At 64.4% G+C, this 16,807-nt stretch carries 18 protein-coding genes; 8 read left to right on the top strand and 10 right to left on the bottom strand.

The window, feature by feature from the left end:
* Positions 1-12 precede the first annotated feature (12 nt).
* Together AB7G19_RS14230 and AB7G19_RS14225 are read left to right on the top strand one after the other, a co-directional pair.
* On the top strand, positions 13-1,815 hold the full coding sequence (locus tag AB7G19_RS14230; protein ID WP_354130501.1) for an ABC transporter ATP-binding protein: 1,803 nt from the start codon (positions 13-15) through the stop codon (positions 1,813-1,815).
* Positions 1,816-1,853: 38 nt separating this feature from the next.
* Positions 1,854-2,555, top strand: a complete 702-nt coding sequence (locus AB7G19_RS14225) for a fumarylacetoacetate hydrolase family protein (RefSeq protein WP_354126545.1) — start codon at positions 1,854-1,856, stop codon at positions 2,553-2,555.
* A gap of 57 nt (positions 2,556-2,612) precedes the next feature.
* Here AB7G19_RS14225 and AB7G19_RS14220 read toward each other — a convergent pair whose 3' ends face one another.
* A complete protein-coding gene (locus AB7G19_RS14220) occupies positions 2,613-3,071 on the bottom strand; it encodes a YybH family protein (RefSeq protein WP_354130502.1) in 459 nt (152 codons plus the stop codon).
* A 131-nt stretch (positions 3,072-3,202) separates the two neighbouring features.
* Here AB7G19_RS14220 and AB7G19_RS14215 point away from each other — a divergent pair, with 131 nt between their 5' ends.
* Together AB7G19_RS14215 and AB7G19_RS14210 are read left to right on the top strand one after the other, a co-directional pair.
* Entirely contained in the window at positions 3,203-4,015 is an 813-nt protein-coding gene (locus AB7G19_RS14215; protein WP_441267885.1) for an amino acid kinase family protein, read from the top strand.
* 13 nt (positions 4,016-4,028) lie between these two features.
* Positions 4,029-4,856 carry an amino acid kinase family protein gene (locus AB7G19_RS14210; protein ID WP_283017102.1) on the top strand — a complete coding sequence of 276 codons (828 nt, stop codon included), beginning with the start codon at positions 4,029-4,031 and terminating at the stop codon, positions 4,854-4,856.
* 157 nt (positions 4,857-5,013) lie between these two features.
* On the opposite strand, the gene AB7G19_RS14205 is transcribed toward AB7G19_RS14210, so the two are convergent.
* Positions 5,014-5,943, bottom strand: a complete 930-nt coding sequence (locus AB7G19_RS14205; protein ID WP_354130504.1) for an aspartyl/asparaginyl beta-hydroxylase domain-containing protein — start codon at positions 5,941-5,943, stop codon at positions 5,014-5,016.
* 365 nt (positions 5,944-6,308) lie between these two features.
* Positions 6,309-6,644, bottom strand: coding sequence for a hypothetical protein (locus tag AB7G19_RS14200; RefSeq protein ID WP_354095682.1), 336 nt, complete (start codon positions 6,642-6,644; stop codon positions 6,309-6,311).
* A 4-nt stretch (positions 6,645-6,648) separates the two neighbouring features.
* Between AB7G19_RS14200 and AB7G19_RS14195 the strand changes: the two genes are divergently transcribed.
* Positions 6,649-6,795, top strand: coding sequence for a hypothetical protein (locus AB7G19_RS14195; RefSeq protein ID WP_354095681.1), 147 nt, complete (start codon positions 6,649-6,651; stop codon positions 6,793-6,795).
* Positions 6,796-6,811: 16 nt separating this feature from the next.
* On the opposite strand, the gene AB7G19_RS14190 is transcribed toward AB7G19_RS14195, so the two are convergent.
* Entirely contained in the window at positions 6,812-6,967 is a 156-nt protein-coding gene (locus AB7G19_RS14190) for a hypothetical protein (protein WP_014493894.1), read from the bottom strand.
* 153 nt (positions 6,968-7,120) lie between these two features.
* Entirely contained in the window at positions 7,121-8,044 is a 924-nt protein-coding gene (locus AB7G19_RS14185) for a LysR family transcriptional regulator (protein ID WP_354095680.1), read from the bottom strand.
* Between the two features lie 213 nt (positions 8,045-8,257).
* Here AB7G19_RS14185 and AB7G19_RS14180 point away from each other — a divergent pair, with 213 nt between their 5' ends.
* The 3 genes from AB7G19_RS14180 to AB7G19_RS14170 are packed head-to-tail and all read left to right on the top strand — an operon-like array spanning position 8,258 to position 10,494.
* Positions 8,258-8,968 carry an SDR family NAD(P)-dependent oxidoreductase gene (locus AB7G19_RS14180; RefSeq protein ID WP_354095679.1) on the top strand — a complete coding sequence of 237 codons (711 nt, stop codon included), beginning with the start codon at positions 8,258-8,260 and terminating at the stop codon, positions 8,966-8,968.
* A gap of 15 nt (positions 8,969-8,983) precedes the next feature.
* A complete protein-coding gene (locus tag AB7G19_RS14175; protein WP_354095678.1) occupies positions 8,984-9,220 on the top strand; it encodes a tautomerase family protein in 237 nt (78 codons plus the stop codon).
* 32 nt (positions 9,221-9,252) lie between these two features.
* Complete coding sequence (locus tag AB7G19_RS14170; RefSeq protein WP_354095677.1) at positions 9,253-10,494, top strand: YbfB/YjiJ family MFS transporter; 1,242 nt, start codon at positions 9,253-9,255, stop codon at positions 10,492-10,494.
* Positions 10,495-10,511: 17 nt separating this feature from the next.
* Here AB7G19_RS14170 and AB7G19_RS14165 read toward each other — a convergent pair whose 3' ends face one another.
* The 5 genes from AB7G19_RS14165 to AB7G19_RS14145 all read right to left on the bottom strand — a co-directional run bounded on the left by AB7G19_RS14165 (position 10,512) and on the right by AB7G19_RS14145 (position 16,773).
* Positions 10,512-11,978 (bottom strand): flavin-containing monooxygenase, encoded by a 1,467-nt coding sequence (locus AB7G19_RS14165; protein WP_354095676.1) that lies wholly within the window; start codon positions 11,976-11,978, stop codon positions 10,512-10,514.
* A 49-nt stretch (positions 11,979-12,027) separates the two neighbouring features.
* Entirely contained in the window at positions 12,028-12,447 is a 420-nt protein-coding gene (locus tag AB7G19_RS14160) for a nuclear transport factor 2 family protein (protein WP_354095675.1), read from the bottom strand.
* Positions 12,448-12,610: 163 nt separating this feature from the next.
* Complete coding sequence (ahcY, locus tag AB7G19_RS14155) at positions 12,611-14,032, bottom strand: adenosylhomocysteinase (RefSeq protein ID WP_441267884.1); 1,422 nt, start codon at positions 14,030-14,032, stop codon at positions 12,611-12,613.
* Between the two features lie 126 nt (positions 14,033-14,158).
* The gene (metK, locus tag AB7G19_RS14150) at positions 14,159-15,355 is read right to left on the bottom strand and encodes a methionine adenosyltransferase (RefSeq protein WP_259256739.1); all 1,197 of its coding nucleotides are present in this window, start codon (positions 15,353-15,355) and stop codon (positions 14,159-14,161) included.
* Between the two features lie 62 nt (positions 15,356-15,417).
* Complete coding sequence (locus tag AB7G19_RS14145) at positions 15,418-16,773, bottom strand: hypothetical protein (RefSeq protein ID WP_354095674.1); 1,356 nt, start codon at positions 16,771-16,773, stop codon at positions 15,418-15,420.
* Between the last annotated feature and the right edge of the window lie 34 nt (positions 16,774-16,807).

Below are 16,807 nucleotides of genomic sequence, written 5' to 3'. Positions count from 1 at the left end.
AATGGACACCGGATGGCCCAGTTTCCAAAGAAAATCACCGACGATCCCTATACGGCGGCAATCCTGATTCGCCGCCTGGTCACGGAACAGGGGGTCATCTACTGGCGGCGTTACCTCGTCGCCTTCGCGCTGATGGCGCTTGCCGCCGGATCGACCGCGGGCGCGACCTACGTGCTCGGCCAGGTCATTAACCAGGCCTATGTCGACAAGAACATCCCGGGCATCGCGATGTTCTCGGGCATTACGGTGATCCTGCTCTTCATCAAGGGCGTGGCGACCTACGGCCACATGGTGATCCTGACCAAGATCAGCAACGCGATCCTCGCCACCAACCAGCGCCAGCTGTTCGCCAAGCTGATGCGCGAGAGCGTCGGCTTCTTCTCCGAACGGCATTCGTCTGAATTCCTGGCGCGGCTGACCGCCGGCGCCAAATCCATCACCGACGTGCTCAACATGCTGGTCAACGCCGTCGGGCGCGACCTGTTGATGCTGCTCGCCATGATCGGCGTGATGGTGTGGCAAGACCCGGTGATGTCGTTCATCGGCCTCGTCGTGGTGCCGCCGGCAATGCTGGTGCTGCGCAAGCTGGTCAAGCGCATCAAGGGCCTCGCCTTCAACCAGTTCACCGGCACCGCCGACATCTTGGAGACGATGCAGGAATCGCTCCAGGGCATCCGCACGGTGAAGGCATTCACGCTCGAAGACACCATGCAAAAGCGCATCGACGAGAACATCGCGATCGTCGAGCGCAACGCCAACAAGATGGCCCGCGTCGCCAACCGTTCCAACCCGCTGATGGAGATGCTCGGCGGCTTCGCGGTCGCCGGCTGCCTGCTCTACGGCGGCTACAGCGTAGTCGCGCTCAACGCCACGCCCGGCGCGTTCTTCTCCTTCATGACCGCGTTCCTGATGGCGACCGAGCCGGCCAAGCGGCTGGCGCGGCTCAACATCGACCTCAACAGCCAGCTGGTCGGCGCCCGCATGCTGCTCGAGGTCGTCGACAGCCCGGCGAGCGAGCATTCCGACGACGACAAGCCGGCGCTGAAGCTGTCCGACGCCCGGATCGAGCTGCGCGATGTCAGCTTCTCTTACCGGACTGGCGAGACCGTCCTCAACCGCATGTCCTTCGTTGCCGAGCCCGGAAAAGTCACCGCGCTGGTCGGCCCCTCCGGCGGCGGCAAATCGACCGTGCTGGGGCTGCTGCTGCGCTTCTACGAGGTGACGCAAGGCGACATCGTGATCGACGGCCAGTCGATCGGCGCGGTCTCGCGCAAATCGCTGCGCGCGCAGACCGCCTATGTCGGCCAGGACGTCTATCTGTTCCGCGACACCATCCGCAGCAACATCGCCTTCGGCAAACCCGGGGCGACCGAAGAGCAAATCGTTGATGCCGCGAAAGCCGCCTGCGCGCATGATTTCATCATGAGCTTCCCGCTCGGCTACGACACGCCGGTCGGCGAGCACGGCACGCAGCTCTCGGGCGGCCAGCGCCAGCGCATCGCGGTCGCACGCGCGCTGATCAAGAACGCGCCGATCATCCTGCTGGACGAGGCCACCGCCGCGCTCGATTCCGAGTCCGAGCGGCAGGTGCAGGAGGCGATCGAGCATCTCTGCCAGAACCGCACCACCATCGTGATCGCGCACCGCCTGCACACCATCATGCACGCCGATGCGATCCTGGTGGTCGAGGGCGGCGAGATCGTCGAGCAGGGCCGGCACGACGAATTGCTCCGCCGCTCGGGCCGCTACGCCTCGTTCTTCCGCCTGCAACACCACGACGCCGGCGCTCTGGCGCCGATCAGCGCAACCGCATAGAGTTTCCTTCACCCCACCAAGAGCAGCGAGATCGCTCCATGAACGCCGCCTCCTACGTCATTCCGCTTCCGCCCCAGGCTTCGCTTCCCGTCGTCGGGGAGAGCGGTCGTTATCCGGTGCGCCGCATCTGGTGCGTCGGCCGCAACTATCTCGAGCACATCCGCGAGATGGGCAACGACGAGCGCGCCCCGCCGTTCTTCTTCGCCAAGCACGCCGACATGCTGGTGCCCGACGGCGCCACCATTCCCTATCCGCCGCTGACCAAGGATTTGCATCACGAGGTCGAGCTGATCGTCGCGATGAAGAGCGGCGGCCTCAACATCCCCGCCGACAAGGCGCTCGAGCATGTCTACGGCTACGCCGTCGGCATCGACCTCACCCGCCGCGACCTCCAGATCGCCTCGCGCAAGAAGGAGCGCCCCTGGGAGATCGGCAAGTCGTTCGACGGCTCGGCCCCCTGCTCCGCAGTGCAGCCGGCCTCGAAGATCGGCCATCCCGCCAAGGGCAAGATCTGGCTGACGGTCAACGGCAAGGAAGCCCAGAAAGGCGATCTCACCGAGCTGATCTGGAACGTGCCCGAGATCATCTGGCAGCTCTCGCAGCAGGTGAAGCTCGCCGCCGGCGACATCATCATGACGGGCACGCCGGCCGGCGTGTCGCAGCTCCAGCCCGGCGACAAGCTCGAATGCGGCGTCGACGGCGTCGGCACGCTGAAGGTCTCGATCGGCCAGCCGGAATAGGCTGAACGACATCTGGAAATCGAAAGGCCCCGGACATGTCCGGGGCCTTTTGCATTTCTACCAGGCCTTCACCGGCCGATTGGCGTGGCTCGCCTGCGGCACACCGCGATTGAGCGACATGTGCGAATGCACGCACAGCCAACCATCAGCACTTCTGGAGAACACCATCGTCGCCCGACCCGGCCGCGGAAACGAACTGCCATCGGGATGATAGCCCGTGCTCGTCCACGGCGCGATCACCGTCGCCATCGTGCCGTCGGGAGATGCCAGGATCGAGACCTGGTCGAGGACGAAGCGGAAGTCGGTCGTCTTCGGCCAGACGTTATTCCATTGCGTCGTAACCCACTGGTCGAGACCCGGGATGGCATCGTTATGCGTGCCGAAGGCGAGCACGTCCGGGTGGAAGAGCGGCCGCGCCGAAGCGTAGTCGACCTCGCGGACATAGCCTGAGAAGGTATCCAGCCACTCGCGGAAGAATTGCACGATCTCGGTGTTCGCAAGTGGCAACGGGGCCATTGCCTGCTCCATCTTTGGTCGCTAAATCGCGGCGACCTTGTTGCCATGGACTGAAGTGTGCGGCAAGATTCGCGGTCGAGGCCGAAGGGTCCGCCGCAGAGACTGCATCAGAAAACGAGAGGATGTCTCGGATGTCGAACACGATCACGGGGCTCGAGGGCCTGCTGATGCAGCGCTCGCTCACCGACCCACAGCTTGTGGCCGCAGCGGAGAAGGCAGCGGACTTCCGCATCCTCCCCGAGGCAACTGTCATCAAGATCGGCGGCCAGAGCATGATCGATCGCGGCCGTGCCGCGGTCTATCCGGTCGTCGAAGAAATCGTCGCCGCCCGCAAGGCGCACAAGCTCCTGATCGGCACCGGCGCCGGCACCCGTGCGCGGCATCTGTATTCGATCGCCGCCGGGCTCCGCCTGCCCGCCGGCGTGCTGTCGCAGCTCGGGGCTTCCGTTGCCGATCAGAACGCCGCGATGCTCGGGCAGCTGCTCGCCAAGCACGGCATCTCCGCCGTCTCCAGCGCCGGGCTGTCGTCCGTGCCGCTGTTCCTCGCCGAGGTGAATGCCGTGATCTTCAGCGGCATGCCACCCTATGGCCTGTGGATGCGGCCCGCGGCCGAGGGCGTGATCCCGCCCTATCGCACCGACGCCGGATGCTTCCTCGTCGCCGAACAGTTCGGCTGCAAGGCGATGATCTATGTGAAGGACGAGAACGGCCTCTACACCGCGAACCCCAAGACGTCGAAGAACGCCACCTTCATCCCGAAAATCTCGGTGGCGGAGATGAAGGCCAAGGGCCTGCAGGACTCCATCCTGGAATTCCCGGTGCTCGATCTCCTCACCTCGGCGCGCCATGTCCGGCAGGTGCAGATCATCAACGGCCTCGTCCCCGGCAATCTCACCCGCGCGCTTGCGGGCGAGCATGTCGGCACCATCATCACCGCGAGCTGAAGAGAGCACCGTCATGGCTGATACCAACCAGATCAAGCACGTCGCCTCGCCGCTCGCGCGCCAGACTCTGCTCGACAGCGATCTCACCCGTCCCGTTGCGGGCAATCGTCCGATCAAGCTGCTGCCCTGGCTGCAGGTCATCAAGATCGGCGGCCGCATCATGGACCGCGGTCACGAAGCGATCCTCCCGCTCGTCGACGAGCTGCGGTCGCTCTTGCCGGAGCATCGCCTGCTCATCCTGACCGGCGCCGGCATCCGCGCCCGCCATCTCTACAGCGTCGGCCTCGACCTCGGCCTTCCCGTGGGTTCGCTCGCCCCGCTCGCCGCCAGCGAGGCCGGCCAGAACGGACATATCCTTGCGAGCCTGCTCGCGCCGGAGGGCGTCTCCTACATCGAGCATCCCACCATCGCGAGCCAGCTCGCCATACACCTCACGGCCGCGCGCGCGGTCGTCGGCAGCGCCTTCCCGCCCTACCACCATCATGAATTCCCGACCGCACGCATCCCGTTGCATCGGGCCGATACCGGCGCCTTCCTGCTCGCCGACGCGCTCGGCGCCGCCGGCCTCACGATCGTGGAGGACGTTGACGGCGTCTACACGACCGATCCCAATGGCGCGGATGGCAAGAAGGCGGAGCTGCTGAAAGAGACCAGTTTCGCCGAGCTTGCTAAGCTGAAGGGTACGCTGCCGTTCGATCCGGCGCTGCTCGAGGTGATGGCCAACGCGCGGCACATCACGCGCGTGCAGGTCGTCAACGGTCTCGTGCCGGGTCGGATCAGCGCGGCGCTGCGCGGCCAGCATGTGGGGTCGATCATCAACACTGGCGCGAGTCCGGTGTGAGGCAAAAACAAAGCCCCGGAGTACGCTCCGGGGTTTTTCGTAGGGCGGATTAGCGAAGCGTAATCCGCCAACGCGTCGCGCAACGCAGGAAGCGTCAATTGTAGATGAACCGAATGGCGGATTACGCTTCGCTAATCCGCCCTCCAGGCCTGCGCACCTAGCGCAGCGCCGACATCACGATGAGACCGAGGATCAGCGCCGTCAGCGAGTATTTCAGCGTGTAGTAGACGTTGCGGTTCCACTCCTTGACATTGCGGCTGCCGAGATGGATCTCGTAGAGCTTGCCGAACACCTTGTTGAGCACGCCAACGCTCTCGCCGTCCACGTTCTGGGTCGCCGACGCCTTGACGATGTGATGGCTGACCCAGCGATTGATCGCGGTCATGAAGCCGTACTTCATCGGGCGCTCGACGTCGCAGAACAGGATGATGCGGTTGACGTCGGTCGCATTCTCCGCGCTGTGGATGAAGGTCTCGTCGAACATGAAGGCCTCGCCGTCGCGCCAGACGCATTCGACGCCGTCGACGAGGATGCGGCACTTGTTCGAGTTCGGCGTGACGAGGCCGAGGTGATAACGCAGCGAGCCGGCGAACGGATCGCGGTGCGCGCCAAGCTTGCCGCCCGGCGGCAGCATCGCGAACATCGCGCCGTGCACGCTCGGGATCGACTTGAGTAGCTCCACCGTCTTCGGGCACAGCGTGTTCGCCGACGGCAGGAAGTCGTCATACCATTTCAGGTAAAACCGCTTCCAGCCGCTCTTGAAGAAGGAGTAGAAGCCCCAATCATTGTTCTTCGCGGCCGCGCGAATAAAACCTTCGTCGAACAGGCGCACCGCCTCGTCGCGAATGGTCTCCCAATTCTCGCTGAGTGGCTTCAACTCCGGAAACTGATCGACCGGGATCACCGGCTTGTTCGGCACGGCCGAGCCCGCATACATCAGCACGTTGTAGGGCGAGAGATAGGTCGAGTGATCGCCGAGCTGGCGCGCGAAGCGCAGTCGCTGCTTGCCGCGGAAGTGAACGTAAATGGTCGAAGCCGCGAGCACATAGAGAATGACAAGTTGCGGCGCAAAAAGCTGTTTCAGCATTTCCCCAAATCCCGAGTGACCCAGCCGGGGACGTCATCTACTCCGACCCGGCCGGAGCTGCAAGATATTGGCGTGCATCCTGAGGCTGTTCCGCAGGTTGTGATTGGGACGTCCCGAGCCGTGCCGCGCACAATTTGAAATCGTAGCTGACCCGCCGCCAATCCCCGCGTTGCGGTCGGTTTGCGGCGTGCTATCCTGGTTCCAGGGTTGGAAAATCGGGGTGCGTCTTGGGGATGTGGCGGTCGTTGGCGGGCTCCGCGCTCGCGCTGGTTCTGCTTGGAATATTCGCACCCGTGAGCGGCCAAGGCACTTCGCCGTCACCCCAAGGCGGCAAGCCTCCGGATCCGGAGCTGCGCGGCCAGTGGCTACGCGTCGGGCAGACATTCGCCTGCAAGGTCGAAGCCGGTAAGCGCATCACCCCGCCCGATCCCGACGTGCTCAGCTTTGCTTGCCAGCGCAAGGGCGCGCTCGGCGTCGGCATCTCGGAGGCCTCGCTCAAGGCCGTGCTCGGCGAGCCGCACCGCAAGCTGCCGCAACCGAACAACGCGACGGCCTATGTCTACTTCCTCGGCAAGACCGGCGAGTTTCCCTATCTTGCCGCCATCGTGAAAGCGAACCGCACCGTCGCGCTCCAGATCAGCGGCGAGGCACCGGTCGCCGCCTACAGCTTCAACCGCGTCAATCTCGGCGAGCACCGACAAACTGATGGCGCAGTTCGGCGGCCCATTCCACGTCGGGCCGAGCGGGCTGGAGAAGACCGAACTCTGGACTTACGAGCCATGGCCCTTCTCATTCGAGGTGAGGCAGGACCGCGTCACCTCGATCCGGATCAGCGATCCGACCATCAAGTAGATTCGATTGTGTCCGATCAAGCCCGCGACAGCGCCTGCAGGCCTTTGAAGGTGAGGCGCTTGGGGTCGGTGACGCCGGCGAGATAGAGGCGGCGGATGAAGGCGATGACGGCGTCGCGGTCGCAATCGGTCAGCGCGACGACGGCGTCGACCGCAATCTTCTGGGCTTCCATTGGGCTCACCTCGGCCTTGCGAGTAACCCCGGCCGAGACAGGCTAGGACTCATCCGTTAAATCGACGTTAACCGTTCTGGAACCATCGCCGATTCAGCCCGGCGGCCGTATACGCAAAACAACGCATTGGCAGTCGCTGCGCGGCCGCAATGTCTAGCGTGCACCGAGGCTCTTCTTGAGCTGAGCAAACTGCTTCTTCAGCCGCGGCACGGCGAAGTCGGTGAAGGCCCGTACCTTGGGCACCGCGAGCCGGCCCTGCGGGCAGATCAAATGCGCGGGCATCTCCGGATCCTCATCGCCGGCCAGCACAATCTCGAGCTCGCCGCGCCCGACCTGCTCGGCCACCTGGTACGAATACATCCGCGCCACGCCGCGCCCGGCAACCGCGGATGCCACCGCCGCATAGGTGCTGTTGACGACGAGGCGCGGCGTGAACTGGACTGTCCTGGCTGCCGATGAGCCAGCCGGTGGCGCAAAGGTCCAGGAATTGGGAAGGTGCGCCATCGCCACGATCTGGTGCTTGGCGAGATCGCCGGGTTCAGCGATGCGCGGGTGCTGCTTCAGATAGCGCGGCGCTGCGACGACGACGCGGCTGATCTCGCCGACCCGCATCGCCACCATCGCCGAATCCGCGAGAGGTCCGATGCGAAGCGCGATGTCGACGCCCTCCTCGATCAGATTGACGGAACGGTCGAACAGCAGGAGCTTCGCCGACACCGTCGGATAGGCATCAAGAAATGCATCGAGGATTGGCCGCAACACCATCTCGCCCGACACCACGGGGGCAGTTATCGTGAGCAGGCCGCGGGGCGCCGTGCGCGGTCCGGCCGCGATGTCGTCGGCCTCCTCCAGCTCGGTGAGCACGCGACGGCAGATCGCAACGTAGCGCTCGCCCTCCTCGCTCAGCTTGATCGATCGCGTCGTCCGGTGCAGCAGCTCGGCGCCGACCCGCTCCTCGAGGAAGGCGATGGCGCGGCTGACCGCCGCCGGCGAGCGGCCGAGCTTGCGCCCTGCAGCGGCCAAGCTGCCCTCGTCCACCGCAAGGACGAACACCTTCATCGCGTCCAGACGATCCATGCCTACCCGTCGCCCCATCAAATTCCAGTGACAAGCTAGGCGTTCGCCCCCGCCGCGACAACCGCCGCCAAAGGCCGGTCCGGCATTCGTTCGCGCCACGTAACAGTGTCTGCCGGACAACGTGTATTCGCAGCCGGGCCGCCGCGGCGTACCTCAGCACGCAAGCCAGCCGCTGCTGGCGCAGGTTCTGAAAGCCAACAACAGGAGTCCGCCATGGGTATCGAGCAGAAGGTCGCCATCATCACCGGTGCATCGCAGGGCATCGGCGCCGCCCTGATCCAGGGTTTTCGCGATCGCAACTATCGCGTCGTCGCAACGGCGCGCTCCATCAAGCCGTCGGGAGACGATGACATCCTAGCCGTTCCCGGCGACATCGCGGACCGCGCCACCGCCGAACGCGTGGTCTCGCAGGCCGTCGCGCGCTTTGGCCGCGTCGACACGCTGGTCAACAATGCCGGCATCTTCGTCGCAAAGCCGTTCACGCAGTACACGGCCGAGGACTATGCGGCGGTGATGGGCACCAACGTCGCAGGCTTCTTCCACATCACGCAGCTCGCCATTGCGGAGATGGAGAAGCAGGGTTCTGGTCACGTCGTCCAGATCACGACCACCCTGGCCGATCAGGCCAATTCGAACGTGCCGTCGGTGCTGGCCTCGCTGAGCAAGGGCGGGCTGAACGCCGCGACCAAGTCGCTCGCGATCGAATACGCCAGGCGTGGCATCCGCGTGAACGCGGTGGCGCCCGGCATCATCAAGTCGCCGATGCATCCCGTTGCGACGCATGCCCAGCTCGGTGCGCTGCATCCGGTCGGCCACATGGGCGAGATGTCCGACATCGTCGGTGCCGTGCTCTATCTCGAGAGTGCCTCCTTCGTCACCGGCGAGATCCTGCACGTCGACGGCGGCCAGAGCGCCGGCCACTGAGCGCGGAGAAACACCATGCCGATCGTCACTATTCAAGTGACCCGCGAAGGAACGACGCCGGGAGCGGCGTCGCTCACGGCGGAGGAGAAGGCCGCGCTGATCAAGGGATCGAGCCAGTTGCTGCTCGATGTGCTCGGCAAGCCGCTCGAGTCCACCTTCGTCGTGATTGAAGAAGTCGACACAGACAATTGGGGCTGGGGCGGCCTGCCCGTGCAGGACTTCCGGCGCCGCCGCGCCGCAAAGATAGGATGATCCGCGCGCCATTGTGCGCGTAGGAGGATGACATGACTGAACTCAATGCAAACACCAGGCACCACGCCCGGCCGCATCAGCGGCCGGGATCGGAATCGCAATCGACTTCGCGGCAGGCTTGGCGGTACGCCGTGGCGGGATTGTCCGCATCACTGGTCGGGCTTGGCCTCGCCCGCTTTTCCTACACGCCGCTGATCCCGGCGCTGATCGCCGCAAAGTGGTTCAGCGCATCCGACGTCGTTTATCTCGGCGCTGCCAATCTCGCCGGTTACCTCGCCGGCGCGCTCGCGGCACGCGCCTTGGCCACTCGCATCGGCGCAGTCCGCGCGCTGCGGGCGATGATGCTGCTTGCGACCCTCTCCTTTTTCGCGAGCTCTACCCCGGTGTCGTTCACCTGGTTTTTCGCCTGGCGCTTTCTGTCGGGCCTGACCGGCGGAATCATCATGGTGCTGGCGGCCTCCGTCATTCTGCCGCACGTATCGGCCGCGAGGCGCGGCATCGTCGGCGGCGTGATCTTTGCCGGCGTCGGCCTTGGCGTCGCGGCATCGGGCACGCTGGTGCCGCTGCTCCTTCAACAGGGCTTGCAACAGAGCTGGTATGGCCTCGGCGTGCTCTCCGCCGTGCTCACACTCGCGAGCTGGCGGAACTGGCCTGCGGAGGCCAAGAGCGATGCCGCGCCTTCGCATCACGCGAAGTCCCATCAGGCCTCGCCCGCCGTCCGCGCGCTTCTGGTCCAGTATGGCCTCAACGCGGTGGCGCTGGTGCCGCACATGGTCTTCATCGTCGACTTCGTGGCGCGTGGCCTCGGCCTGGGCATTGCCGCGGGCTCGCGCTACTGGGTGCTGTACGGTCTCGGCGCCATCGTCGGCCCGCTCGTCACCGGCCATCTCGGTGACCGCTCGGGATTTGGACCGGCCCTGCGCGCGGCGTTCCTGATCGAGGCGGCCGCCGTGCTACTGCCGACCGTCAGCACCGCGCCTCTCTCGTTGATCGTGTCGAGCGTCGTGGTCGGCGGCTTCACACCCGGTATCGTGCCACTGGTGCTCGGGCGCATTCACGAGCTCGTCCCGCATTCGACCGAGCAGCAGCGCGCGACCTGGAGCCACGCCACCACGAGCTTCGCGTTGTTCCAGGCGGCGGCGGCCTACGGTTTCTCCTGGATCTACGCGCAGACCGGCGGCGACTATCTGGTCTTGTTCGGACTTGGGGGCGCCGCCGTGGTGCTCGCGCTTGCAATCGATCTTGGGCTCGCGCTCACGACGCGCAAGGCGTAAAGCGGGCGCCGGCGCGATCAGGAATACTGCATCACGCCGTCGTCGATCCGGCCGAAGCGCAAGGAGACGATGTCGAGTGCGTAATTCTGGTACAGCCGCCATGGCTGCTTCGAGCCCTGCTTCGGCATCTTCGCGACCGAGCGCTGCACATAGCCCGAGGTGAAATCGAGCGACGGCTGCGCGGTGATTTCAGGGTCGTCATTGTGCGGCATGCACTGACGGAAATTGTGCCGGTCCATGTAGTTGATGAGACGGCAGAAATATTCGCAGGTGAGATCGCATTTCAGCGTCCAGGACGCGTTGGTGTAGCCGAAGGCCGACGCCATGTTCGGCACGTCGGCATACATCATGCCCTTGTAGGTCAGCGTGTTGGCGAAATCGACGGCGCGGCCGTCGACGCTGATTTCGAGACCGCCGACGACCTGGAGCACCAGCCCCGTCGCGGTGACGATGATGTCGGCCGCAAGCTCGCTGCCATCCTTCAGGCGAATGCCGGCGCGCGTAAAGGTGTCGATCTCGTTGGTGACGACGGCGGCACGCTGCTCGCGGATCGCTTTGAACAGATCGCCGTCCGGCACGAGGCAGAGCCGCTGGTCCCAGGGATTGTAGCGCGGCGTGAAATGGGTCGCGACGTCGTAGTCGGGGCCGAGCGCCATCTGCACGCCCTTGAGCACCAGCTCCTTGACCTTGGCAGGCCGGCGCCGGCTGAGCTGGAAGAAGAACATCCCCCACATCACGTTGCGCAAGCGGATGACATGATAGGCAAGCCGCGTCGGCAGATTGCGGCGCAATTTGTTGGCGACGGGGTCCTGCGCCGGACGCGACACCACATAGGTCGGCGAGCGCTGGAGCATGGTGACCTGGGCCGCCTGCTTGGCGAGCTCAGGCACCAGCGTCACTGCGGTTGCGCCCGAGCCGATCACGACGACGCGCTTTCCCGCGTAGTCGATGTCCTCGGTCCATTTCTGCGGATGCACAATGCGGCCGGCGAAATCCGCCACGCCCGCGAACTCCGGCGTATAGCCCGCCTCGTATTTGTAATAGCCCGAGCACATGAACAGGAAATTGCAGGTGAAGCGCACGAGCTCGGTTACGCCCTCGCCCGTGATGCGCTCGACCTCGACGGTCCAGCGCGCCTCCGGCGTCGACCACGCCGCGCGCTTGACGCGATGGCGGAAGCGGATGTGCTTCTCGATGCCGTTCTCGGCTGCTGTCTCGCGCACGTAATTCAGGATCTGCGGCCCGTCCGCGATCGCCTTCGGATCGGTCCACGGCTTGAAGGAGTAGCCGAGCGTGAACATGTCGCTGTCGGAGCGGACGCCGGGATAGCGGAACAGGTCCCAGGTGCCGCCGATACAGTCGCGGCCCTCGAGGATGACGTAGCTCTTGTCCGGGCACTTGCCCTGAAGATGATAGCCCGCGCCGATGCCGGACAGGCCGGCACCGACGATCAGGACGTCGAAATGTTCTGCGGCTTTAGCCATGGCGTTCTCCCCGGCACAGGATGGGCGACGCCGTGCCGAATTGCAACCGTCAGGCGGTGGCAGCGCCATAGACAAGGGCTGTGTCGAAATACTCGTAGAATTCCACTGCCTTGCCATCCTTGAAACGCCAGAAATCGACCTTCGGGGTCTCAGCGATCTTCCCGGTCCTTTTGTTGGTCCAGGCACATGAGCCGCGCGCGAAAACAGCGTCGCCCTGCGCGATGTATTCATTCATGGTGTAGTGCTGCATGCTCCAGTCAGCCAGCAGACCGTCGAAATAGCCACGTAGCTGCGCGCGGTCGTCATAACACTTGGCAAAGGGCACCGCCGGAGCCCCCTGCGGAAGCGAGTCGAATTTGATCTGCGGGCCGATGACGCTGTCGAACCAATAGTCGACGCTCCCGCCCTTGCTGTCGTTCCACCGACGATAAGCTTCTTTGAGCAACTGAACGTTGGCTTCGCTGGACATCGCATTCCCTCCATATGCATTTGACAATGAACGTGGGAAACGCGGCCACCCGCTTCAGAAGTGGCGGGCTTGTTTTGGCTCTACCTCCGAGCGTAGCACAATGAGTCTACAAAAAAAGGCCCCGGATCGCTCCAGGGCCTTCGTGTCGCAGCTGGATGCGATCTCAGTAGCGGTAGTGGTCCGACTTGTACGGACCTTCCTGCTTCACGCCGATGTAGTCGGCCTGGTCCCTGCGCAGCTCGGTGAGCTTGACGCCGATCTTGGCGAGGTGCAGGCGCGCGACCTTCTCGTCCAGCGACTTCGGCAGCACGTACACTTCCTTCTTGTACTTGCCGTCCTTGTTGTTGGCGAACAGCTCGATCTGCGCCAGCGTCTGGTTGGTGAAGGAGGCCGACATCACGAAGGACGGATGGCCCATCGCGTTGCCGAGGTTCACGAGGCGGCCTTCCGACAGCATGATGATGCGGTGCTTGTCGGGGAATTCGATCTCGTCGACCTGCGGCTTGATGTTGGTCCACTTCAGGTTACGCAGACCCGCGATCTGGATCTCGTTGTCGAAGTGGCCGATGTTGCAGACGATGGCGCGATCCTTCATCGCGCGCATGTGCTCGATCGTGATGATGTCCTTGTTGCCGGTCGCGGTGACGAAGATGTCGGCGCGCGGGGCGGCGTCTTCCATGGTCACGACCTCGTAGCCTTCCATCGCGGCCTGCAGCGCGCAGATCGGATCGACTTCCGACACCATCACGCGGCAGCCGGCCTGGCGCAGCGACGCGGCCGAGCCCTTGCCGACGTCGCCGAAGCCCGCGACCATCGCGACCTTGCCCGACATCATCACGTCGGTGCCGCGACGGATGCCGTCGACCAGCGATTCACGGCAACCATAGAGGTTGTCGAACTTCGACTTGGTGACGCTGTCGTTGACGTTGATCGCCGGCCACAGCAGCGTGCCAGCCTTCTGCATGTCATAGAGACGATGCACGCCCGTGGTGGTCTCTTCGGAAACGCCCTTGATGCTCTTGGCGATCTCGGCGAAGTAGCCCTTCGGCTTCTCCTTGAGCTGCTTCTTCAGGAGCGCGAAGAAGACTTCCTCTTCCTCGGAGCCGGGCTTGTCGAGGAAGGCGGTGTCGCCGTTCTCGGCGCGCAGACCGAGATGGACGTACATGGTGGCGTCGCCGCCGTCATCGAGGATCATGTTCGGGTGACCGCCGCCGTGCCAGTCGAACAGTTTTGCGGTGTAGTCCCAGTATTCGGCCAGCGTCTCGCCCTTGACGGCGAAGACGGGAATGCCGGCGGCCGCGATCGCCGCCGCGGCGTGGTCCTGCGTCGAATAGATGTTGCAGGAGACCCAGCGAATGTCGGCGCCGAGGGCTGCCAGCGTCTCGATCAGCACGCCGGTCTGGATCGTCATGTGCAGCGAGCCGGCGATGCGCGCGCCCTTCAGCGGCTGCTTCGGGCCGAACTCTTCGCGGGTGGCCATCAGGCCGGGCATCTCGGTCTCGGCCAGCGAGAGTTCCTTGCGTCCGAAATCGGCGAGCGAAATGTCCTTGACGATGTAGTCGGTGAAGCCGGGCTTCGCATTCATAGCGGAGGTCCTGTTGTTGAATTGGTCGTTCCGGGTCGCCCTAGGAAGGCGAACCCGGAATCTCGACATGATGGATAAGGATCCCGGGTTCGCCGCTGTCGCGGCGCCCCGGAATGACGTTGGTACTTAGACTGCGCGCTTGAGCGCTTCGACCAGGTCGGTCTTCTCCCAGGAGAAGCCGCCCTCGTTGTCGGGCGTGCGGCCGAAATGGCCGTAGGCCGAGGTGCGCGCGTAGATCGGGCGGTTGAGGTCGAGATGGCTGCGGATGCCGCGCGGGGTGAGATCCATCGCCTTGGCGGCGGCCATCTCGAGCTGGTCCTCCGACACCTTACCGGTGCCGTGGGTGTCGATGTAGATCGACAGCGGACGCGCGACGCCGATGGCGTAGGCGAGCTGGAGGGTGCAGCGATCGGCGAGACCGGCCGCGACGATGTTCTTGGCGACGTAGCGCGCCGCGTAAGCCGCCGAACGATCGACCTTGGTCGGATCCTTGCCGGAGAACGCACCGCCGCCATGCGGGGCCGCGCCACCATAGGTGTCGACGATGATCTTGCGGCCGGTCAGGCCGGAATCGCCATCGGGACCGCCGATGTAGAACTTGCCGGTCGGGTTGATGTGCCAGATGGTCTTCGGCGTGATCCAGTCCTTCGGCAGCGCCTCGCGGACATAGGGCTCGACGATGTCGCGGATCTGCTTCGACGAGATGTCCTCGACCAGATGCTGGTGCGACACGACGATCTCGCGCACGCCGACCGGCTTGCCGTTCTCGTACTGCACGGTGACCTGGCTCTTGGAGTCCGGACCCAGCACCTTCTCGCGGCCGGAGTGACGTGCTTCCGAGATGAGGCGCAGGATCTTGTGGGCGTAGAAGATCGGCGCCGGCATCAGGTCCGGCGTCTCGTTAGTGGCGTAACCGAACATGATGCCCTGGTCGCCCGCGCCCTCTTCCTTGACCTCGCCCGGCTGCAGCGCATCGACGCCCTGCGCGATGTCGGCCGACTGCGGGTGCAGCAGGATCTCGATGTCGGCCTTCTCCCAGTGGAAGCCGTCCTGCTCGTAGCCGATGTCCTTGATCGCGGCGCGCACGACGCCTTCGATCTGCTCGTTGGTGACGGATGCGGGACCGCGGGTCTCGCCGGCGATCACCACCTTGTTGGTGGTCGCGAGCGTCTCGCAGGCCGCGCGGATCTGCCACGGATCGATGCCGGCTTTCGGCCCTTCACGGTAGAACAGATCGACGATTTCATCGGAGATCCGATCACAGACCTTGTCGGGATGGCCCTCGGACACGGATTCGCTGGTGAAGAGATAGGACGCGCGCATCAGTAACCCCTTGTTCCGCCGTTAACCTGGCGGGCGTTTGCGATGTTTAACCTTGGATTATGTCAATCACGCCGTCGCGAGATGACGTAGGACTCGTCGAGAAACCAGAGCCCGTTGTACTTCCGCAGCACGTCCCGGGCAGCATCCAGAGTGCGGCCGTTTTGAGTCATTTCTGTCAATCGGTCGTCCTCGATCTGCGCCACATACACCGCCGCATTCCACGCTGCAAAGGCCGTCGAGGTTCCGATGGTACCCGTCACCTCGTTGGGCAGCGCTTCCATATCATACCTGAAGATCGAACGGTTGTCCGCATAGGCATTAAAATTTAGGTCGCGGCCCAACGATCCGAGCTCATACTTTACCGCGCGCAATAGCTCATGACGGCTGACCGAGAAAGGATTTTCTCCAGGCCAAATCGCCTGGATCATTTCCATGCCGGGATCGTGACCATGGGAGTGAATACCGATCAGCCGCCCGCCCGGCCGAAGCGCCCGCGCCAGCGGTGCAATGATCCGCTTTGCCCGGAAATTGACCGAGGACAAAGCGCGGTAGGGCTGGGACGCAATGACCAGGTCGAAATTGGCCTCGGTCTGGCCCGGCCGCGGAATGGTCGAATCCAGCAGGAACCTGTGGTCCTCGCGGTAGAGCACCAGGACGACGGGCCGCTCATAAAGTGGCATGGCTGTGCGTGGGCTGATCGCGGCGCGCCAGTTCTGCTCCAGGAACGGCCTCAACTCGGCGATCTGCTGCTCGAACTCGCCTGACGAGGCGCCCCGTAGCGGAACCTCGTGCCAGACGGTGGCCGCCGCCGCCGCAGGCGATGCCGGCGTGAGCCAGGGTGCCTCGGAGTAGAACATGTTGGTGAACACGAACACCGACGCCGGATGCTCGAAAATGCGATCCGGGACCCTCTCCAGCGTCAGCCGGAGGTCCTCGAGGCTGAGCTCCTTGCCGGCCACATAGAACGGCATGTGCGGGTAGCGCTGGTGCGTTGCGCGCAGCACCCGGGCCAGCACCGTGCCGTCGCCGACCCCCGCATCGAAGATGCGCAGCGCCGGCGGGCGCGGATGGATGCTGGCGAGCTCCAGCGCGACGCGCTCGGCGACCACCCGCTTCTCGCTGCAGGTATGGACGAACAGCAGGTATTTTTGCCGGTTCTCGAAGAAACGGAAATTGCCGCGCGGATCGCGTTTTTCCGGTGGCACCTGGAGCCCCCGCGGCGGCGGCAGGCCGCCCGTCGTCGACGCGGCGATATAGGCCTGGATCCGATCAAGCGTGTCGATCGTGATGCGCTTTCCCTCGCGCAGGCGATGGACCAGCTTCCCATCGTTCACCGCGCGCCGGCCAAACGTCGATTCCGCCATGTCCGCCTTGCGGCAGAACTCGGTGATTTGGCTGAGGATTTCGTCGTTTTTCATGAGTGGGAAAGCGGTGGGCAGGAATGTTGGGACC

This window comes from Bradyrhizobium sp. 215_C5_N1_1, assembly GCF_052075935.1.
Taxonomy (GTDB): Bacteria; Pseudomonadota; Alphaproteobacteria; order Rhizobiales; family Xanthobacteraceae; genus Bradyrhizobium; species Bradyrhizobium barranii.
This window is presented reverse-complemented; position numbering and strand designations above follow the sequence as displayed.

What these genes read in the sequence shown, in the direction of transcription:
- AB7G19_RS14230 (WP_354130501.1), top strand. Translation starts at nt 13, where the DNA reads ATGGCCCAGTTTCCAAAGAAAATCACCGACGATCCCTATACGGCGGCA.
- AB7G19_RS14225 (WP_354126545.1), top strand. Translation starts at nt 1,854, where the DNA reads ATGAACGCCGCCTCCTACGTCATTCCGCTTCCGCCCCAGGCTTCGCTT.
- AB7G19_RS14220 (WP_354130502.1), bottom strand. Translation starts at nt 3,071, where the DNA reads ATGGCCCCGTTGCCACTTGCGAACACCGAGATCGTGCAATTCTTCCGC.
- AB7G19_RS14215 (WP_441267885.1), top strand. Translation starts at nt 3,203, where the DNA reads ATGTCGAACACGATCACGGGGCTCGAGGGCCTGCTGATGCAGCGCTCG.
- AB7G19_RS14210 (WP_283017102.1), top strand. Translation starts at nt 4,029, where the DNA reads ATGGCTGATACCAACCAGATCAAGCACGTCGCCTCGCCGCTCGCGCGC.
- AB7G19_RS14205 (WP_354130504.1), bottom strand. Translation starts at nt 5,943, where the DNA reads ATGCTGAAACAGCTTTTTGCGCCGCAACTTGTCATTCTCTATGTGCTC.
- AB7G19_RS14195 (WP_354095681.1), top strand. Translation starts at nt 6,649, where the DNA reads ATGGCGCAGTTCGGCGGCCCATTCCACGTCGGGCCGAGCGGGCTGGAG.
- AB7G19_RS14190 (WP_014493894.1), bottom strand. Translation starts at nt 6,967, where the DNA reads ATGGAAGCCCAGAAGATTGCGGTCGACGCCGTCGTCGCGCTGACCGAT.
- AB7G19_RS14185 (WP_354095680.1), bottom strand. Translation starts at nt 8,044, where the DNA reads ATGGATCGTCTGGACGCGATGAAGGTGTTCGTCCTTGCGGTGGACGAG.
- AB7G19_RS14180 (WP_354095679.1), top strand. Translation starts at nt 8,258, where the DNA reads ATGGGTATCGAGCAGAAGGTCGCCATCATCACCGGTGCATCGCAGGGC.
- AB7G19_RS14175 (WP_354095678.1), top strand. Translation starts at nt 8,984, where the DNA reads ATGCCGATCGTCACTATTCAAGTGACCCGCGAAGGAACGACGCCGGGA.
- AB7G19_RS14170 (WP_354095677.1), top strand. Translation starts at nt 9,253, where the DNA reads ATGACTGAACTCAATGCAAACACCAGGCACCACGCCCGGCCGCATCAG.
- AB7G19_RS14165 (WP_354095676.1), bottom strand. Translation starts at nt 11,978, where the DNA reads ATGGCTAAAGCCGCAGAACATTTCGACGTCCTGATCGTCGGTGCCGGC.
- AB7G19_RS14160 (WP_354095675.1), bottom strand. Translation starts at nt 12,447, where the DNA reads ATGTCCAGCGAAGCCAACGTTCAGTTGCTCAAAGAAGCTTATCGTCGG.
- ahcY (WP_441267884.1), bottom strand. Translation starts at nt 14,032, where the DNA reads ATGAATGCGAAGCCCGGCTTCACCGACTACATCGTCAAGGACATTTCG.
- metK (WP_259256739.1), bottom strand. Translation starts at nt 15,355, where the DNA reads ATGCGCGCGTCCTATCTCTTCACCAGCGAATCCGTGTCCGAGGGCCAT.
- AB7G19_RS14145 (WP_354095674.1), bottom strand. Translation starts at nt 16,773, where the DNA reads ATGAAAAACGACGAAATCCTCAGCCAAATCACCGAGTTCTGCCGCAAG.